This window comes from Cloacibacillus sp. An23 (assembly GCF_002159945.1).
In the GTDB taxonomy this organism is placed as follows: Bacteria; Synergistota; Synergistia; order Synergistales; family Synergistaceae; genus Caccocola.
Map to the genome: position 1 here is coordinate 159,862 of NZ_NFJQ01000007.1, position 16,673 is coordinate 176,534.

The following is a 16,673-nucleotide window of genomic DNA, read 5'->3' on the forward strand; positions in this document are numbered from 1 at the left end:
AATGCTCCGGGGCCGCGCCGGGCCCGTGTTATAACATTATAATTTTTTAATATTGGACGCGCCCGCGCGCGTTTGATATAAAAAACGCAAAGCAAATTACAGACATCTCTTTAGGAGGCGTTTTCATTGAACATAGTCGAAAAATTCAGCACGCTCGGCGTAGACAACGCGCCGGGACAGGAAAGCTTGCAGAAAAACGAAGCGCTCGACCTTCGCGGGCCTAAGCTCGAAGGCGCGCCCGTGGACTTCAGCCACGGCGACGTAGACGCGCACAAGCCGACGCCCGGCAGCTTCGAATTCTTCGCCAAAGGCGTCGAAGAGGGCGCGTCGCAGGCCTACACGCCCTACCGCGGCAGAAAAGAGATACTCGAGGACGTGGCGGCGAAACTCTCCGCCTTCTCGGGCGCCGCGATAGACCCCGCGAAAAACCTCATCCTCACGCCCGGCACGCAGGGCGCGCTCTTCCTCGCGATGGGCGCGAACATCATGCCCGGAGACAAAGTCGCCATCGTCGAGCCGGACTACTTCGGCAACCGCAAGATGACCGAGTTCTTCGGCGGCGAACTCGTGCCGGTACTCATGCACTACGAGGACAAAGAAAAAGGCTCGGGCATAGACCTTGCCGCGCTCGAAGAGGCCTTCAAGGGCGGTGTGAAGCTCTTCCTCTTCTCGAACCCCAACAATCCCGCCGGCTGCGTCTACTCTCGCGAAGAAATACTCAAAATCGCAGAACTCGCGAAAAAATACGGCGCGACGCTCATCGTCGACGAGCTCTACTCGCGCCAGGTATATCCGGGCGTCGAGTACACGCACCTTTGCGCGCAGAAGGAGATCCCGGAAAACCTCGTAACGATAATCGGCCCGTCAAAGACCGAGTCGCTCAGCGGCTACCGTCTCGGCGCGGCCTTCGGCACGGCTGAGATAATCGAGCGCATGGAAAAGCTACAGGCCATCATGTCGCTGCGCTGCGGCGGCTACAACCAGGCCGTATTCCGCTGCTGGTTCAGCGAGCCGGAAGGCTGGCTCGCCGCGCGCGTCGCGGAGCACCGGCGCATACGCGACGACATCATGGCGGTGATAAAGAAAGTCCCCGGCGTGACGGCGCGCCCGACCGACGGCGGAAGCTACCTCTTCATCAGCATACCGGAGCTCGACGTGTCGCTCCACCAGTTCATCCGCATCGCGCGCGAGCACGCCGGCGTCACCGTAACGCCCGGCACCGAGTTCGGCCCGCAGTTCCTGCACAGCTTCCGCATCAACTTCTCGCAGGACCACGACAAAGCCGTCGCCGCGATGGAGCGTCTCTTCAAGCTCATGGAGCTTTACAGAAAATGAGCGGAAAGAAAAAAGACCCCGTCCCGCAGGGAAAATATGTCCCTGCTACGCGCTGCGGGAACATGATATTCACGGCCGGCATGACGCCGCGCAAAGACGGCGTGCTCCAGTTCTCCGGCAAGGTGCAGCCCGGCGAGCCGCTTGAAAAATACCGCGAAGCGGCGCGTCTTGCCGCGGCCAACGCTCTTACCGCGGCGCGCAACAGGCTCGAAGAGGGCGAAAAAATAGCGCGCGTCCTCTCGATGACCGTCTACGTCAACGCCGCTGACGGCTTCTCGGCCCACTCGAAAATCGCCGACTTCGCGAGCGAATACCTCTGCGAAGAGCTCGGCGAACCGGGCACCGCCGCGCGCGCCGCGATAGGGATAGCCGGCCTCCCCGGAGAAGCGCCCGTCGAAATACAGCTCGTCTGCATGGCCGGGTAAAAATCCCAAATTTGCGAAACAAAGCGAAAATGCCGCCCGAAGCGAAAACGGGCGGCATTTTCACACGTGTCCGCCCGTCTCGCAGAACACGGCAAAATCCATAAATTTTAGTCGTTTCCGCACGTTCGCCGAGCCGGCGTAAATTCGCGGCGCTTTGCACGATATGTGAAAAAAGTCTCCGCGCACCACAGTTTTCCGTACTTGCCGCCCGTTCGCCGCCGCGTATATACTTTTCACGGATCCATGCGCGCGGCTGCGTTTCGCGGCTAGCGCGCAAATTTCACGACGGAGCGTAAATTTGCGGAGGCGGCGCGATGCTCAAGAACGGCGCGTTATACATCTACGAAGTCTATAAGGAGAAGAGCTTTTCCAAGGCGGCGCAGAAGCTCTATGTGTCTCAGCCCGCTCTCAGCGCGGCGATACAGCGCGAGGAATCGCGGTGGGGATGTGCCTTCTTCGACAGGGGCCGCGCGCCGGTGGAGCTCACGGAGGCGGGACGGCGATACGTCGCGGCTGTGGAGAACATGCTGCGCGAGCAAAAGGCCCTCGAGGAATACTTCGACGGCTTCCTCGCGGAGCGGCGCATGACGCTCAACATCGGAGCCCCGGCCTTCTTCTGCACCTACGTGCTTCCCGCGCTCGTCAAAAAATTCAGCGCGGAACACCTCGGCGCCCGCGTGAACATAATTGAGGCCGGAGTGGACGACCTCGTCAACTGCCTGCAGGCCGAGACGATAGACGTATGCATCGCGGTCGAGGAACTGCCGCCGAACGCCTACAAAAGCGCGGAGATAGGTGAAGAGGAGATAGTGTTGGCCGTGCCGCGCGATTTTCCCGTAAACAGACATCTCGCGGAGCTCAGCGTGACCGCCGGCGACCTCGATGGCCTGCGCGTGAGGGACGGCGCGCCGCGCGTCTCGGCGGCGGAGTTCGCGGACGTTCCGTTCCTGCTGCTGAAAAAAGGCAACGACATGCACGACCGCGCGCTGAAAATTTTTCAGCAGGCGCGCGTGACGCCGAAGGTGATAATGACGCTCGACCAGCTCATGACATCGTACCATATGGCGGCGGCGGGCATAGGCGCGGCCTTCGTGCGCGCCGAGCTGATAAGGTACGACGGCGGCGGCCTCTGCTTCTACCGCATAGACGACGCGCGCACCGTGCGCGGAATCTACGTGGCCCGCAAAAAGTCGCGCAAACTGCCACAGGCCGCGGAGGCTTTCATGGAGTTTATGATGAAAAACAGCGCCGTCCGGCGCGGCGGCGGAGAAGGAACGGCGGGATGACGCTTGAGACGGGCTTCCGCTGATAGCCGGAACGCGGGCGTTCAGCCGCGCATAGCATATAAAAAAGGGGCGGCCCTAAGGCCGTCCCCCTTTTGTGTTTCTTCGGAATTTGGTTTTGCGTTATCCTTCGATGGCGATTGTGCTGCTCTTTTTCGTCTCTTCGCCCTCTTTTGGGAAGCTCAGCGAGAGCACGCCGTTTTCAAATTTGGCTTTCACGTCTTCCTGCTTCACGTGCTCGCCGATGTAGAGGCTGCGCGAGCACTGGCCGGAGAAGCGTTCGCGGCGGATGAACTTGCCGTCTTCGCCCTTCTCGTCGTTGTTGTAGTTCCTGTTCGCGGTCACGGTGAGGTAGCCGTTGTTGAGCTCTATCGAGATGTCCTCTTTCTTGCAGCCCGGCAGCTCGATGTCGGCGGTGTACTGCCCGTCTTTGTCCTTGATGTCCATCTTCATCAGGCCGCTCCATTCGTTCTTGCCGTTCGTCCTGTGGCTGAGTCCGAACGGCGCGCCGAAGGCGAAGTCGTCAAAGAAGTTGTCGATTGCGTTTTCTCTAAAAATTTTCGGTAGCATGGTTTATCGTCTCCTTAAAATCTTAGGCGTCCGAGGCTTTTTGCATTTCTTCCGTCTCTAACGCCCCTCTCTCTTTTCATGTTGTATTATAGTCTTTGGTCAAAATTTGTCAATACTTTTTCTGACGAATTTCTGACCTTTATAAAAATTTCTTTGACGGCGGCCTCGGGCGTTTTCGCGTGTGCGGTGACGGCGGTATGCGGGCGCGGCGGAAGCGGCGGTGCGTGCCGCCTCCGCGTCCCCGGCGGGCTGTGCGTCCCCCGCCGCGGAGTTTTTGGGTGTCGCTTTGCTTGCTTTTATTTTTTAAGTGAGTCGATCGCGGCTTTGAGGCCGCCTTTGCGGAAGGCCTCCCAGAAGGCCGCGCGGCTTTCCGGCATTCTGCCGGGGCGCGAGAGACGCCGCTGTTCGGCGGTGCTTTCCTCTTTCGGGCGCTCGTGCAGCTCCATCGCGCCGGATATCGCAGCGAGCATTTCTCCGCCTTTTTCCGTGTTTACCATCATCAGCGACACGCCGAGCGGGTCGTATAGATTCGGCGCGTATTTTTCTATGCCGAAGCAGTCGGCTATGGTTATGTCGGAGACGCGGCGCACGTCCGTGAAGGGGCAGGCCGAGCACGAGGGGCGCGCGATGGTCCGCTCGTATATGAAGAGCCTGTAAAATCTGTCGTCCTCGATGAATTCGTCCCCGCCCTCGAAGCGGCAGGCGAAGCCTCTGTTGCTGTTCGCGCGCCCCCACGGGTGCTCTTTCGAGCGGAAGCGCGCTTCGGCTATCTTCGCGCCGTGTTCTTCTTCAAGCAGACTCTTGTATTTCTCCCAGACGAGCGGGCTCGGTATGCTGTGGCATATCAGGTCGCAGACGAAGAGGTTTTCCGGCCTTCCGCCGAGGTATGAGAGCAGAGCCGCGCACTGGCATGGCGTCCCGGTGAATAACACGGGCCGGCGCGCGCATTCGTCCTCCACCGCGCGGAACATGGCGCGCATGTCGCTCTGCACGTATTTTGAAAATCTCATGCGGTCGCGCCCCTCCGCCGTATCGGTCATTTTGTGGACGACGCGCAGCTTTTCGTCGAAATCCGCGCCGCCGCGCGCGAGCACGGCGTCCGAAATCGCGGTGAAAGCTCCGCCGGAGGTGGAATGTCTCAGCACATCCTCAGAGCGGTGCTTTGCGGCGAAGAAGCGCGGCTCTTTATCCGCCTTCCAGCGCGCGCCGTCTCTCATCGGGCAGACCGCGGCGCAGCGCCCGCATCCGACGCAGGCGACCGCGTCTATGGACGGATATAAAAATCCCTCTTCGTCGGCGCGCATCGAAATCGCGTCCGTCGGGCAGGCCGCCTCGCACGCGCCGCATCCGCAGCACGCTTTTTTATCCGGCACAAGTTCTTCCGTTTTCATTTTCTAGTCTCATTCCTTCCGTTGGCTTTCCGCCCCGTTCATATTTTACAAATCTTCGGTATTCGAACAACTGGTACGAAGCCATGCAGACCCATCCCGCGCTTATCCCGGCCGCCACCGCGTTTATGCCGGCGCTCCGCGCGAGCGCGTAGGAGACTGCGACGCGCACCGGTATCTGGATGTAGGTCGCGTATAGAACGACCTTCATGCGCCCGACGCCGCGGAAAAATCCCTGAAAAGTGTTGCACGGCACGGAAAGCAGGTAAAAGAGCGCCATCGTCCGCAGGAACGAGACGGCGCGCGCGAGCGCCTCATCTTCGCCCGGGCCGAGGAATGCCGAGGCGAGCGCGCGCGGGAAAAGCAGCAGCAGAACCGCGCAGAGCGAAGTCACGGCCGCGCAGAGGCCGAGCGTGCGCCGAAGGCCGAGAAAAACGCGGGCCCTCTCGCCCGCGCCCCTGTTCTGCGAGGCGAACATCATAAGGGAGCTGGCGAAGCTGTCGCTCAGCGACATGACGAAGCCGTCGATGCGCGAGACGGCGTTGAAGGCCGCGATGCTGGTGATGCCGAGCGGGTTCACCGCCCCCTGCAGCACGAGTATGCCGAAATACAGCACCGTCTGCTGCACGCCCGAGACGGAGCTGAACCACAGCGTCCGCCGCAGCAGCGGCGCGCTGATCTTCGTCCACGACTCGGGCACAAGCACAGGAAGACGCAGCTTTATATAGAAAAACGAAAGCAGCGCCGAGACCGCCTGCGAAAGCACCGAGGCCGCCGCCGCGCCCTCGACGCCGAGACCGAAATCGCGCACGAAAAGCACCGACAGCGCGACGTTCAGCAGCGAGGATATTATCAGAAAGACGAGAGGGGCCGCCGACTCGCCGACGGCGCGCATCGCGAACGAAAGCAGATTATAGAAAAAAGTGAAAATAAGGCCGAGAAAAATAATCCGCAGATAGGCCGAGGCCATAGGCGCGAGCTCCGAGGGCGTGCGTATCACCGCCAGCAGCGGCTCCGTGAACAGGACGCCGGCGGCCGACAGCGCGAGAGTGAAGACGGCCCCCGCAGCAGCCGAGGTAGAAAGCTCGTCCTTCAGCGAACGCTCGTCCCCCGCGCCGAAAAACTCCGCCATAAGCACGGAACTTCCCATCGTCACGCCGAGCAGCAGAAAAACCATGACGTTGACGATGGGGATGGCCGTCCCGGTAGCCGCCAGAGCCGCCGCGCCCATCTGCCGTCCCACGACGACGGAGTTCGCGACGCCGTAAAGCTGCTGAAATATATTCGCGAGCATCAGAGGAAAAGCGAACGCCAGAATATTGCCGGCGACGCTTCCCCTGCTCATATCCCGCATACGTCAGCCCTCCTTCGGTGATTTTTCCGCGTCATAAAAAATCTTCTGTGCTTTTCAAGCGTCATATTATCCCGCGCGATGACGCTTGTCAAGCATTTGTGATTTTGTATGATTCGCGCCAATCATATATAATTACAGCGAAAAGGAGTGAGTCGGACGATGGACATGATTCTCGAGGAACGCGCGGCGGCTGCCGGGTTGACGGAAAAGGACAGAAAAGTTCTGGACTTCATAATCGGGGACAAAAAAAGCGCCTGCTTCATGTCCTCCAACGAAATAGCGGCCCGCATCGGCACGAGCCCCTCCACCGTCGTCCGCCTCTCGAAAAAACTCGGCTACGGGAGCTTTGCGGCCTTCCGCCGCGCGCTGCAGAGAGAGCTGACCGGCGCGGAGGACGGCGGCGCGCGCGCGGGCCTCCCGATCCGCGGCGAGCCGGACGACGGAGCGGCTCTTGCGCTCTACTCGCGCAATGTCGCCGCCAACATAGCGGCGCAGAACACGCCCGAAAACGACAGGAAAATAGCCGAGGCCGCCGGACTCGCCGCGAATGCGCGCAATCTATACGTCGCAGGCTTCCGTGCCTGCGCTGGCTTCGCCGCAGCCGCGGCGGTGCAGCTTGCCTGCGCGCGGCCGCGCGTCATAACGACCGGCGAAGGCCGCCCGTTCGTAGACGAACTGGTGGACATATCGTCCGAAGACGCGCTCATCATAATCTCCTTCGCACGCTACTCAAGCGACGCCGCCGTCGCGGCTCAGATAGCGCGCGACGCCGGATGCCCCGTCATAGCCATGACCGACAGCTTCGCCGCCCCGGCCGCGCGCGGAGCCGCGAAGGTCATCCTAAGCCGCAGCGGCGGCGCGGGCTACCTTGACTCGCACGTCGGCTTCCTCGTAAACATGGAAAAGCTGATACTCCTCGTAAACCGCCGCCTGGAACACGAAAACGCCGCGCGCCGCGAAAGGCTGGAAAAATATCTGCAGAAGACCGGGAAATACTAGAAAAGCGGCAGGAACGGTTCTTTCGCTTTTCGGTCATAAAATAAAATAATACGGCCCTCCCGCCGGATAGATCTGTATCTTTGTATGTTCCGGCAGGACGGTCGTATCGTCATATAACTTGCTGTTTTAGAAGATTTTATTTGTTACGGCATAATATATTCGTGCCGCGCCATATATTCCTCTACCTGCCCAAGCGTGGGCATGGAACCCGAGCAGCTATGCCCGGAAATCGTGATCGCCGAGGCGGCGGCCGCGTAACGAAGGCTTTCCTCCGGCTGCATATCGTGCACCAAACCGTACATAAAGGCCCCCGAATATGAATCGCCGGCACCGAAGGTTTTCAACACCTTTGCCTGATATATGCCTCCGGTCGTCATACTGTTTTTTGTATAAACGTGCGACCCTTGTTTTCCTTTTTTTATGCTTACTACGGTTACACCTCGGTCGATAAGCCTTTGGGCCGTAAGGCTGTCGTCATGCACTTCGCCGTAATACAAACTCTCCATAATATCAAATTCGTCCCGTGTGCCTAAGACGACATCTGCCTGCTCCGCTGCCAGCGTTAAATAGGTTCCTGCTTTTTCGGCGTCGTCCCACGTATAGTCGCGATAATCCAAATCAAACGCGACCTTTACGTTATTACGTTTAGCCAGGGCGATAGCCTTGAAAACGGCTTCTCTCGCCGGTGAATGTGACAGGGAGGTGCCGGAAATCAAGATTATTTTGTGCGAAGCGATATATTCCTCGTCAAGCTCCGAGCATTCGATATGAAGATCGGCGCAGTCCTTCCGATATACGAAATAGTTGCATTTATCGGGCAGGATTTCTCCTATCGTAACGCCGCAGCGTATCCCAGGCTGCGCCGTCTTTATATGGGAGGTGTCAACTTTGGCTCCGTTAAGATAATTGACGATATATCTGCCGAAAGGATCGTCAGCGACCTTGCCGATATAACCGACCTTCATTCCGAGCTTCGCCATAGCGACCGCCGTGTTGGCTGGGGAGCCGCCGACATATTTGCTGAATGTAGACGCCTCTTCCAGCGGGCCTATCTCGTTGGCATAAAGATCTACGGTGGATCTGCCCATCGCTACGACGTCGTTCGGCTTGGCGCCATCTAATGATAGTATCATCTGCCGTCTCCGCGCGAGTGCTCCAAATACTCGAGATATTCCAATGCCTCTTTGACTGAAATGCCCTCGTGGATGACGCGGGACAACGTCTTTACAAGAGCGGTTATATCACGGTAGCTGAAAACGAAACGCCCGTATGTTACGCCGGCCGCCCCCGCGTCCATAACGTCTCTGGTCATAGAGATATATTCCTCTGCGGATTTACAGTGGAAGCCGCCGGCTATGGCGACGCGGGCCGGAACGGCGGCGACCACCTTTGCAAAACTTTCCGCGCTTCCTGTGTAATTCGTCTTGATCAGGTCTACGCCGAGCTCCGCCGCCGCCCTCGCGGCGTAGATGACGTTTTCGACTTTGTACTGGTCTGTGCCGGCGATATGGTTGCCGCGTGGATAAATATGGGAGACCAGCGGCATGCCGTACCGCTGCGCATCTTTGCTGATTCGCCCGAGCATGGATATCTGCTCCTTCTGATTGTCTCCGCCGACTATACATCCGACCGATACGGCGTCCGCTCCGAGGAGTATGGCTTCCTCAACATCGGCGACCTGAACGTCCTCGTCGAAATGATATACGCCGAACGTCGTCAGCTTCAGCACGAGAGCGACTTTGCCCGCGTACGGCGCGAAACACTTTTCGGCTATTCCTTTGTGCATAGTTATGGCGTTAGGGCCTCCGGCTATCATTTTCTCCAGCGTATCATCGATGTTGTCCAGCCCCGGCATTACTCCGCGCGCGATGGCATGATCCACGGTCAGGCCGAAATATTTCCCGTCCTCTCCCGGAATGAGCCTTTTTAAACGAATTTCTTTTCCAAGCATTTCTATCCCTCTATTTCTAAGATGTTATCCGCCGAAGAGATTAACGAAGAAGAATATGTATTTCGGACATACTGTAGTGATGACGATAGCTATAAGACCAACTCCGATGAATGGCACGGCTTCTCGCACCGTATCCCCGAACGTAGAATCGGCTATTTTAGTGCTGACGAAAATCCCGACGGCGAACGGCGGCGTGAGGAAGCCGACACACATATTTACGAGCATAATCGCGCCGAAATGTATCGGATCTATACCGTACGTAAGCGCCACGGGAAGGAGCAGCGGCGTCATTATCAAAATCGTGGCGTTGATATCCATGAACGTCCCCATGAAAAGGAATATGATGTTGATCATAATCAGGAAACCCGCCGTCGTAGTAATATTCTCGGTAATGACGCCAGACAGGAAATTGGAGATCCCGGCCAGAGTCATGACCTTTCCCGCCACAGCCGAGAATGCGTTGAGAAGACCGATGACTGCTGTAGACGCTCCCGCGATGGCGCAGCATTTCCAGAACGTCATCTTTATTCTGTTTTTATCTATTATTTTCAGCGCGGCGAAATAAAGTATCCCATACACGCAGCTGATGGCGCCGGCTTCCGTTACGGTGCACAGCCCGCCGTAGATACTGCCGTAAATGATTATCGGCATCAAAAGCGCCGGTGTGGCATATACTGTAGATTTGCTGATGTCCTTTATCCTCTCGACAGGGTGGCGTACTACCTTGGCGGGTTTCGGCATATGCCGTCCTATACGCCAATAGTTGATTATAAAATATCCAATCGCGAACACGAAGGCAGGACCTATCGTAGACATCCAAACAGGGGTGATTTTAGCCCCCGAGGCTAAGGCGTACATTATTCCAGGTACGCTTGGCGGTATCAGTATCCCCAGAAAGCAGGTGGCGGCGAGCAGCGCGGAGGAATATCCGTTGGGGTATCCATCCTTCTTTAATTCGGGCACCATCATCTTACCGATTGCGCTGATAGTCGCCATCGCCGACCCGGTAAGAACGCCGAAAGCCATACATGCGCATATCGTAATGATGCCCGTCGCGCCGCGCACTCTGCCGACGAAAGCTTTTACCCAGTCGATCAGCATTTTGGAAATCCCGCTGTATTCCATAATTACTCCGGCGAAGATATAGAACGGTATCGCAAGCAGAGCGAAACTGTCTAGGCCTGAGAAAGCGAACTGCGGCACAGTCACCGTGTTGAATCCGGCGTAACCTAGAACCAGCAGAGAAGCCGTACCCAGCCCGAAAGATACGGGCATACGGAAAAGCACCGTTACGGCAGCAAAAGATACTAAAAACACAAGCAACGCAATTAACGCCATATCATTTCACCTCTTTATTGTTCTACGGCTGCGTCGGTATTATGCTTGCGGTGTCTTTCCATCCATTCGGCAAGCAGGTATATTTCATGGAAAGCACATAATACTATGCCAATAAACACAGGCAGGTACACAAGGCCCATAGGTATGTGCATCGTGGGAGAAGTCTGGGTCGTGTTCCAGATCCGCATCATATAGTCGAAAAACATTTTGCCGAACACGACGAGAAAAATGAATGTTGAAATGATCGCAAAAAGCTCAAGCGTTCTCAGCCCTTTGCTGCGGAAAGGCTCTTTTGTGTTGCCTACCACTTGTTTCAGCACGTCTATTTCAGTATGGCTGCCCTCCCATATTGCGTACGCCGAACCTATATATGTGAGCCATATAAAGAGATAACGTGTAAGTTCCTCAGCCCACGCGGCTGAGATAAAAAGAAAGTATCTGCAAAACACTTCCACGGATATTGCGACGACCAACCCTATCGTAATAAGTGAAAGAATAAAAGTTTCGACCCCCAATACTTTATCGTTCAGCCATCTTATCCTTTTGATGCCGCTGCCGTCCATTTTGCCTGCAACCTCCTGCTTTTTGTTTATAAAACGGCCTGAAACTCGGTTGAGCTCCAGGCCGCAGACTTTATGGGAATGCTACTTCTTGGATAAAGTTTTGTATTCGCCGCTGATGATTACGTCCATTATTTCATCGCCGTACTTGGCGCGGCTTTCATCCCATATCGCCTTTGAAATTTTCGCCATTTCCGCTTTCATATTTTCGGAAGGCTGATCCACCGTCCACTGACCGCTTTTAACTCCGTCCTGAGTAAGCTTCTGCGTCTTGTCACGGAAGAACTTTGTGAAATCGTTGGACACGGCCTGGGCGCATTCTGCGAATATAGCTTTATCCTCATCGCTTAACTTCTCCCAGAACGGCGCGCCTGCGATAAAACAGCCGCCGGAGTAGCAGTAGTTGATCTCCGTTATATGCTTGATGACGTCGGTGATGCCCTGATTGGTGTAGTTGAACACAGCGTTGTCAAGCCCGTCTACCGTGCCTGTCTGGAGTGCGTTCAGAACCTCTGAGCCGGAGATCATTACCGGAAGCGCGCCGCATCTCTCGTAAAATTCAACGACGGCTTCGACTGAAGGCGTGCGGATTTTCAAACCGGCGAGATCCTTCATTTCTTTGACGGGACGCTTGATGTTCCCAACCTGCCTGAAGCCGTTGCAGAACGAAGAAATCCTGATAAATCCGTTTTTCGCCATGATCTTCGCGACTTCCTGCGCGATCCAGCCGTTGTTGTAATAAGCGTCCGCCTCCTCATAGTTGGAAACGAGCCCGGGAAGCCACGCGAAGCCGAGCGCGCCGTTAAGCACGCCGTCCAGCGTCATGTCGTCGCTCATGAGCACGTCAAGCGTTCCCATCTGAAGCATCTGCGCCATATCAGCTCCGGTTCCGAGAGAACCTGCCGCGATAACGTTTGCGGCATAGCGTCCGTTTGTTTTTTCTTCAATCAGTTTAGCAAACTGCTCCACATACGGAGCTCTGTCTCCTGTTACGTCGGCGGTAACGGTGAACCTCGTCGCGGCCTCCGCGCCAAACGCGACGACGCCTATTGCGAACAGCGAACATATTATTCCGATAAAACTTTTCTTCATAAACGTTACTCCTTTCTCAACTTATTTGATACTGGGATTCATCAGCGCTTGAAAAACAGCAATCTTAGCGCTGTCTTCAAGCAATTCGGCTTGATTGAAACAGTCTTCCATTGTCTTGCCAACGATTAAAACGCCATGAGCTTCCATTAAAAACGCATTTATATCATTCGGCGTATTGGAAACAACGCTCACCACCTTATTTACAAGATCGTCAGACCCTGGGGCGCTGACTGGGATTATTGGCACATCTTTTAACTTCAGCCTCGCGGATTCCGTATAAAGATGTAGTTTCTTTTGATTAAGAGAAGCGATTATTGAGAATGTCGGATGCAGGTGCACGACATAACAAACCTCAGGACGTGCCTTATATACCCCGATATGAAGCCCGAGCTCTTTGGACGGCTTGATGTTTGCGGGGCTTTCAATGACATTTCTGTCCATGCCGCATAGGACTAAGTTGTCATGTGAAGTATTTCGTAACGGGACGTTAGTACCCGTAATCAAAACCCTGTCGCCGCATCTTGCGCTTATATTTCCGCCCGCTGCGCTGACCAGCTTCATGCTGTACGCAAGCTTTGAATATTCAACGATTTCATTAGCCTGGACGGCATATTTTTCTTTTATCATGTTATTCATTTGCGTCTCCCCTGCGGCACATCATTTTTTCCAACACGCTTACGTCGCCCATACTGCCGCCTTTCATTACGAATTCTTTCCCGCCCCATATCCCATCCAGAATGTGCCCTTCGGCTACGCCGGGCTCCAGCGAAAGCCCCAGTTCAAGCTGCCCTACGCCGAGGTTTTTATAAATTGTCTGAGCTGTTTCCCCGCCTACGATTAAAAGACGGTCAAACATTATGTCTTCCCCTGACAGAATTTTTGTGATCGTGCCGATGCATTCAAGTATTTTTACATTGGTTCCTGGCTTCTTGGAATATTTTCTTACCGAAGGCGTTATGATTACGTTATGCTCCCGCAGAATTTCGACGGCGGATTCTGCTGCAGAAAACGGAATTGAGCCGTCGCCGTCAATATATGCGTCGATATCTGCGCAGACGATTTTCAGCCCCAGACTGTGGGAGTATTCTATCTGCCTTTTTGCTATGTCGTAATCGGAGGCGCTGAAACAAAGGCATCGTATATCTCTTCGCTGCGGCTTGTAGCATATTGAGCGGGGGCCGTATAAAAACTCTGCCAGCCCGTTTGCGATGCCGAGAGAACCCGTCCAGAAGACTTTATCATATACAGGCATTAGTTCTGAGATAATCTTGAGCGTGTCTTTATCTGTGACGGCGTCGAATACTATTATTTTTTTCCCTTCGTCCAACTCTTCCGCGGTCGCTCTTCTAATATCTCCGCCTTTAACAACGTCTATATCTACAAGGCCGACCGGGATTTGCGTATCTTTCGCCAATATCCTTGGAATATAAGGGTCTGTAGGCGGATAGATCGGATCGTTCGCATATAATGATTTATGCAGTATCTCGCCCTCGCAGTACTGATTCCCGTACAATGTAAACGTTCCAAGCTCCGGTGCGTTGTCGATAATAAACACGACGTAATCCTGTCGCGCCTTTAGAAGCCCTTCGAGCTCATATGGGTCGTTGCCGCGAAAGCCGGTGCCTATTTTTTTCATAAAGATTTCTCCTTTTGTCTCACGCATTTTAGACAAAAGGTCATAATGCAATTTCCCTGCAAGCTGTTTGGCGACGTTTCTTGACGAGAGGTTGAACGAATGTATTTCACCGTGACACGGATTGGGGACATCGCTTCCGGATGTATAAATTCGAAGCCTCTGCCCCCTGCCGGTGAAATAACTGCCTGAGTCTACCGCGCCGGTTAAATCGTCTGTTATCTCCGTGAAAAACATATCTCTATCACCACTTGAAAAAGCTGTTCTTTCGAACATATAAAAACATTTATTGTGTTCCTTAATGGCTAAAAAATAGCATGACATGGTGTTTTAGTCAATGCTTTTTACATTATGTTAGCATTAAATGTTTGAACGAACATTATTGCTGTGATGAAAGCGCCATGACGAAGTCATATATAAAAACGGCGTAAATCCACGCCGTTTTAACCTGTCGATAGAATTGTTGATTTTATTAAACTAGTTTGAATTTAATATTTGCTTTTGAAAGACATTCCTGCCATTCAGGCGACAGCTTGTTATCTGTGATGATCATGTCGATGTCGCTGATGTCAGCAAAATGGTTTGCTTTAACAACGCCGAATTTACTGCTGTCTGCCATAATGATATTCACGGCCGACGATGCGATCATCGCTCTTTTATGTTCTACCAGCAAGGAATTGATGCATGTAATGCCCAGGCTTTCATGTATACCGGATACTGACAGAAAGGATTTGTTCGCTCTATGCCTGCGAATAAAATCGACGGCTTCGGATGAAGTGAAGTTATAATCTTCCGGATGGTAGTATCCCCCAGGGAAAATAATCTTTATATTTGGATGTTTCAGCAACTCCAGTAAAATCGCAAAATTGTAACATACCGCCGTGAATTCAAAGTCTGTCGGCAAGTAGTGCACTATTCGCGCCACGGTAGTGCCGTTATCGAGAAAAATCCAATCTCCCGGGCTGACGAGCGTCGCGGCATATTTGGCGACGCGGTCTTTTTCGTTTATATTTTGAATTCTGGCCATGCGAAGGTCATACACTTCGCCGTCGTTCGCATAGCCGTAGCCGCTTTTTACAAGCGTGGCGTATCCGTGGCTCCTCTCAAGCACGTGATTTTTCCTCAACAGCTCGAGATCTCTTCTGATCGTCATCACGGAAACATTCAGCATCTCGGCAAGCTCTTTCACGGAGACGTACTGCCGCTTTTTTAAAAGCTCCAATTCCTGCGCTATTCTACGCTCCCTATTTTTTATGTTTTCCATGCTCTCACTTGCCTTGCGTCGCTGTCCTTGTTTTTGCAGCGCAGACTGTCTTCGGCTGCGCATCAAAATCTTCTAAAAGCTACCGTATTATGCATTATTTTTGTCTTACAGGCAATATGGATTTGTAACGCCGCCTAAATGAAGATACGTCTTGGAAAATCTGATCGTAGAAAATAGGCGGCGGATGTTCTTTTGCGGAATCGTATGCTGATTTTTCTCGTTGTCTGATGTTTCTTTGCTTCGTTTTATGCGGCGTATGACGAAATACTAAAGCGGTTCGCCGGATTTCGTCAGCTCAGGGAGATATTTTTTTATGTAGTCGAGGAAGCGCCGCGCAGCTGGGGACAGCTCTTCTTCGGGGCGCAGTCCCATGATGACTGTTCTGAAGAACGGCGGGTCTATTCGTTTCGTCACGACGCCTTCGCCGTGTCCCAGAAGCTGGAGCGCGGGGTATGTGCTTACGCCGAGGCCGCAGGCCGCCATCGAGATCACCGACTGGTCGGTGGAGCTTATCTTCATGTCCGGCATCGGCCCGTACTGCTCTTCGTAAGCCTTTATGACCGGGTGCGAGTCTTCTATGTCGTTGACTATGAAGGTTCCGTCGCCGAAGGCTTTGAGCGGAAACGTCTCAGCGCCGCACATCGGATGTCCCGGCGGCAGGACTGCGAGGATTGGGTCCCTCATTATCTTCACGTACCGGAACTTCTGCCCGCGCCGCGCGCTCAGAAAGCCCACGTCTACGCGGTTTTCTTCGAGCCAGCGCTCTATTTCGTGTACGTCGCCCTCGAGCACGTCTATCTCTATCTTAGGATAATCCTTATGGAATTCCCGTATGACGGGCGGCATCAGGTGGTACGATACGCTCGAATAGCAGCCTATGCGGACGCGCCCGACGCTCACCCCCTTTATTTCTTCGGCCGTCTCGTAAAACCGCTCGTTCCAGCGCACGATCTCGCGCATTACCGGCACCATGCGCTCGCCTTCGGGCGTGAGGCGCACGCCGTCCTTCTCGCGGATGAGAAGCGGGAAGCCGCACTCCTCCTCTATCTTTTTCACGATGAGGCTGACGCCCGCCTGTGTATAGCCGAGCGCGAACGCCGCCTTCGTTATGCTGCCCCTGTCCGCCGTCCTCAGAAAAGCCGCGCAGCTTTTCGCGTCCATGTCTCCGCCCCCCATACATAATAAAATTTTATGCCCGATATAATATTTCATTGTTTTACTTATGTCTATGAAAGGAGTATGCTCTTTTTGTAACAAAGAAGGAGGCAGTATTGTGATGGAAATCATGAGCTGGTATGTATTATCAACGATCACGGCGGCGGTAACGGTCCTCGCGGGGGCGTTCGCCTGCAGGATGGTCTACGAAAAATACTGGAACGAGGGCGAAGCGCGCTCGGAGCGCCGTATGCCCGCGGCGGCCCGCGGAAACGCACGCCGCGTCTGCTAGCGCAAAAAGGCCGGATACGCCGGCTTTACTCTCC

17 protein-coding genes are annotated in these 16,673 nt (G+C 54.5%); 5 read left to right on the forward strand and 12 right to left on the reverse strand.

Translation table 11 applies throughout. From position 1 onward, the window contains the following. The first annotated feature begins 126 nt into the window (after positions 1-126). From B5F39_RS08460 to B5F39_RS08470, 3 genes are all read left to right on the forward strand, one after another. Positions 127-1,335, forward strand: coding sequence for a pyridoxal phosphate-dependent aminotransferase (locus B5F39_RS08460; RefSeq protein WP_087365971.1), 1,209 nt, complete (start codon positions 127-129; stop codon positions 1,333-1,335). After that, complete coding sequence (locus B5F39_RS08465; RefSeq protein ID WP_087365974.1) at positions 1,332-1,760, forward strand: RidA family protein; 429 nt, start codon at positions 1,332-1,334, stop codon at positions 1,758-1,760. Before B5F39_RS08460 ends, B5F39_RS08465 begins: the two co-directional genes overlap by 4 nt. A 314-nt stretch (positions 1,761-2,074) precedes the next feature. Beyond that, the gene (locus B5F39_RS08470) at positions 2,075-3,046 is read left to right on the forward strand and encodes a LysR family transcriptional regulator (protein WP_087365977.1); all 972 of its coding nucleotides are present in this window, start codon (positions 2,075-2,077) and stop codon (positions 3,044-3,046) included. 120 nt (positions 3,047-3,166) lie between these two features. Here the strand turns inward: B5F39_RS08470 and B5F39_RS08475 are convergent, their stop codons facing one another. The 3 genes from B5F39_RS08475 to B5F39_RS08485 form a co-directional block, all read right to left on the reverse strand. Beyond that, complete coding sequence (locus B5F39_RS08475; protein ID WP_087365980.1) at positions 3,167-3,613, reverse strand: Hsp20/alpha crystallin family protein; 447 nt, start codon at positions 3,611-3,613, stop codon at positions 3,167-3,169. A gap of 296 nt (positions 3,614-3,909) precedes the next feature. Next, positions 3,910-5,004 (reverse strand): Coenzyme F420 hydrogenase/dehydrogenase, beta subunit C-terminal domain, encoded by a 1,095-nt coding sequence (locus tag B5F39_RS08480; RefSeq protein WP_087365983.1) that lies wholly within the window; start codon positions 5,002-5,004, stop codon positions 3,910-3,912. Next, positions 4,976-6,346, reverse strand: a complete 1,371-nt coding sequence (locus B5F39_RS08485; RefSeq protein WP_158095995.1) for an MATE family efflux transporter — start codon at positions 6,344-6,346, stop codon at positions 4,976-4,978. Before B5F39_RS08485 ends, B5F39_RS08480 begins: the two co-directional genes overlap by 29 nt. Before the next feature lie 168 nt (positions 6,347-6,514). Here B5F39_RS08485 and B5F39_RS08490 point away from each other — a divergent pair, with 168 nt between their 5' ends. Further along, positions 6,515-7,354: a MurR/RpiR family transcriptional regulator gene (locus tag B5F39_RS08490; RefSeq protein WP_087365989.1), complete on the forward strand. Its 840-nt coding sequence runs from the start codon at positions 6,515-6,517 to the stop codon at positions 7,352-7,354. A 143-nt stretch (positions 7,355-7,497) separates the two neighbouring features. Here B5F39_RS08490 and iolC read toward each other — a convergent pair whose 3' ends face one another. From iolC to B5F39_RS08535, 9 genes are all read right to left on the reverse strand, one after another. After that, complete coding sequence (iolC, locus tag B5F39_RS08495; protein ID WP_087365991.1) at positions 7,498-8,487, reverse strand: 5-dehydro-2-deoxygluconokinase; 990 nt, start codon at positions 8,485-8,487, stop codon at positions 7,498-7,500. Then, positions 8,484-9,305 (reverse strand): 2-amino-3,7-dideoxy-D-threo-hept-6-ulosonate synthase, encoded by an 822-nt coding sequence (locus tag B5F39_RS08500; protein WP_087365994.1) that lies wholly within the window; start codon positions 9,303-9,305, stop codon positions 8,484-8,486. The genes iolC and B5F39_RS08500 overlap by 4 nt, the downstream gene beginning before the upstream one ends. 24 nt (positions 9,306-9,329) lie before the next feature. Then, on the reverse strand, positions 9,330-10,643 hold the full coding sequence (locus B5F39_RS08505; protein ID WP_087365997.1) for a TRAP transporter large permease: 1,314 nt from the start codon (positions 10,641-10,643) through the stop codon (positions 9,330-9,332). Between the two features lie 14 nt (positions 10,644-10,657). Next, positions 10,658-11,206, reverse strand: a complete 549-nt coding sequence (locus tag B5F39_RS08510) for a TRAP transporter small permease (RefSeq protein WP_087365999.1) — start codon at positions 11,204-11,206, stop codon at positions 10,658-10,660. A gap of 81 nt (positions 11,207-11,287) precedes the next feature. Next, positions 11,288-12,295 (reverse strand): TRAP transporter substrate-binding protein, encoded by a 1,008-nt coding sequence (locus B5F39_RS08515; RefSeq protein ID WP_087366002.1) that lies wholly within the window; start codon positions 12,293-12,295, stop codon positions 11,288-11,290. Positions 12,296-12,316: 21 nt separating this feature from the next. After that, positions 12,317-12,931 carry a class II aldolase/adducin family protein gene (locus tag B5F39_RS08520; RefSeq protein ID WP_087366005.1) on the reverse strand — a complete coding sequence of 205 codons (615 nt, stop codon included), beginning with the start codon at positions 12,929-12,931 and terminating at the stop codon, positions 12,317-12,319. Beyond that, the gene (locus B5F39_RS08525; protein ID WP_158095997.1) at positions 12,924-14,204 is read right to left on the reverse strand and encodes a four-carbon acid sugar kinase family protein; all 1,281 of its coding nucleotides are present in this window, start codon (positions 14,202-14,204) and stop codon (positions 12,924-12,926) included. Before B5F39_RS08525 ends, B5F39_RS08520 begins: the two co-directional genes overlap by 8 nt. 196 nt (positions 14,205-14,400) lie before the next feature. Continuing rightward, positions 14,401-15,192: a DeoR/GlpR family DNA-binding transcription regulator gene (locus tag B5F39_RS08530; RefSeq protein WP_158095998.1), complete on the reverse strand. Its 792-nt coding sequence runs from the start codon at positions 15,190-15,192 to the stop codon at positions 14,401-14,403. A 267-nt stretch (positions 15,193-15,459) separates the two neighbouring features. Continuing rightward, positions 15,460-16,368: a LysR family transcriptional regulator gene (locus tag B5F39_RS08535; RefSeq protein ID WP_158095999.1), complete on the reverse strand. Its 909-nt coding sequence runs from the start codon at positions 16,366-16,368 to the stop codon at positions 15,460-15,462. 97 nt (positions 16,369-16,465) lie between these two features. On the opposite strand from B5F39_RS08535, the gene B5F39_RS14260 reads away from it, so the two are divergent. After that, positions 16,466-16,639 carry a hypothetical protein gene (locus B5F39_RS14260; protein WP_158096000.1) on the forward strand — a complete coding sequence of 58 codons (174 nt, stop codon included), beginning with the start codon at positions 16,466-16,468 and terminating at the stop codon, positions 16,637-16,639. The last annotated feature ends 34 nt before the right edge of the window (positions 16,640-16,673 follow it).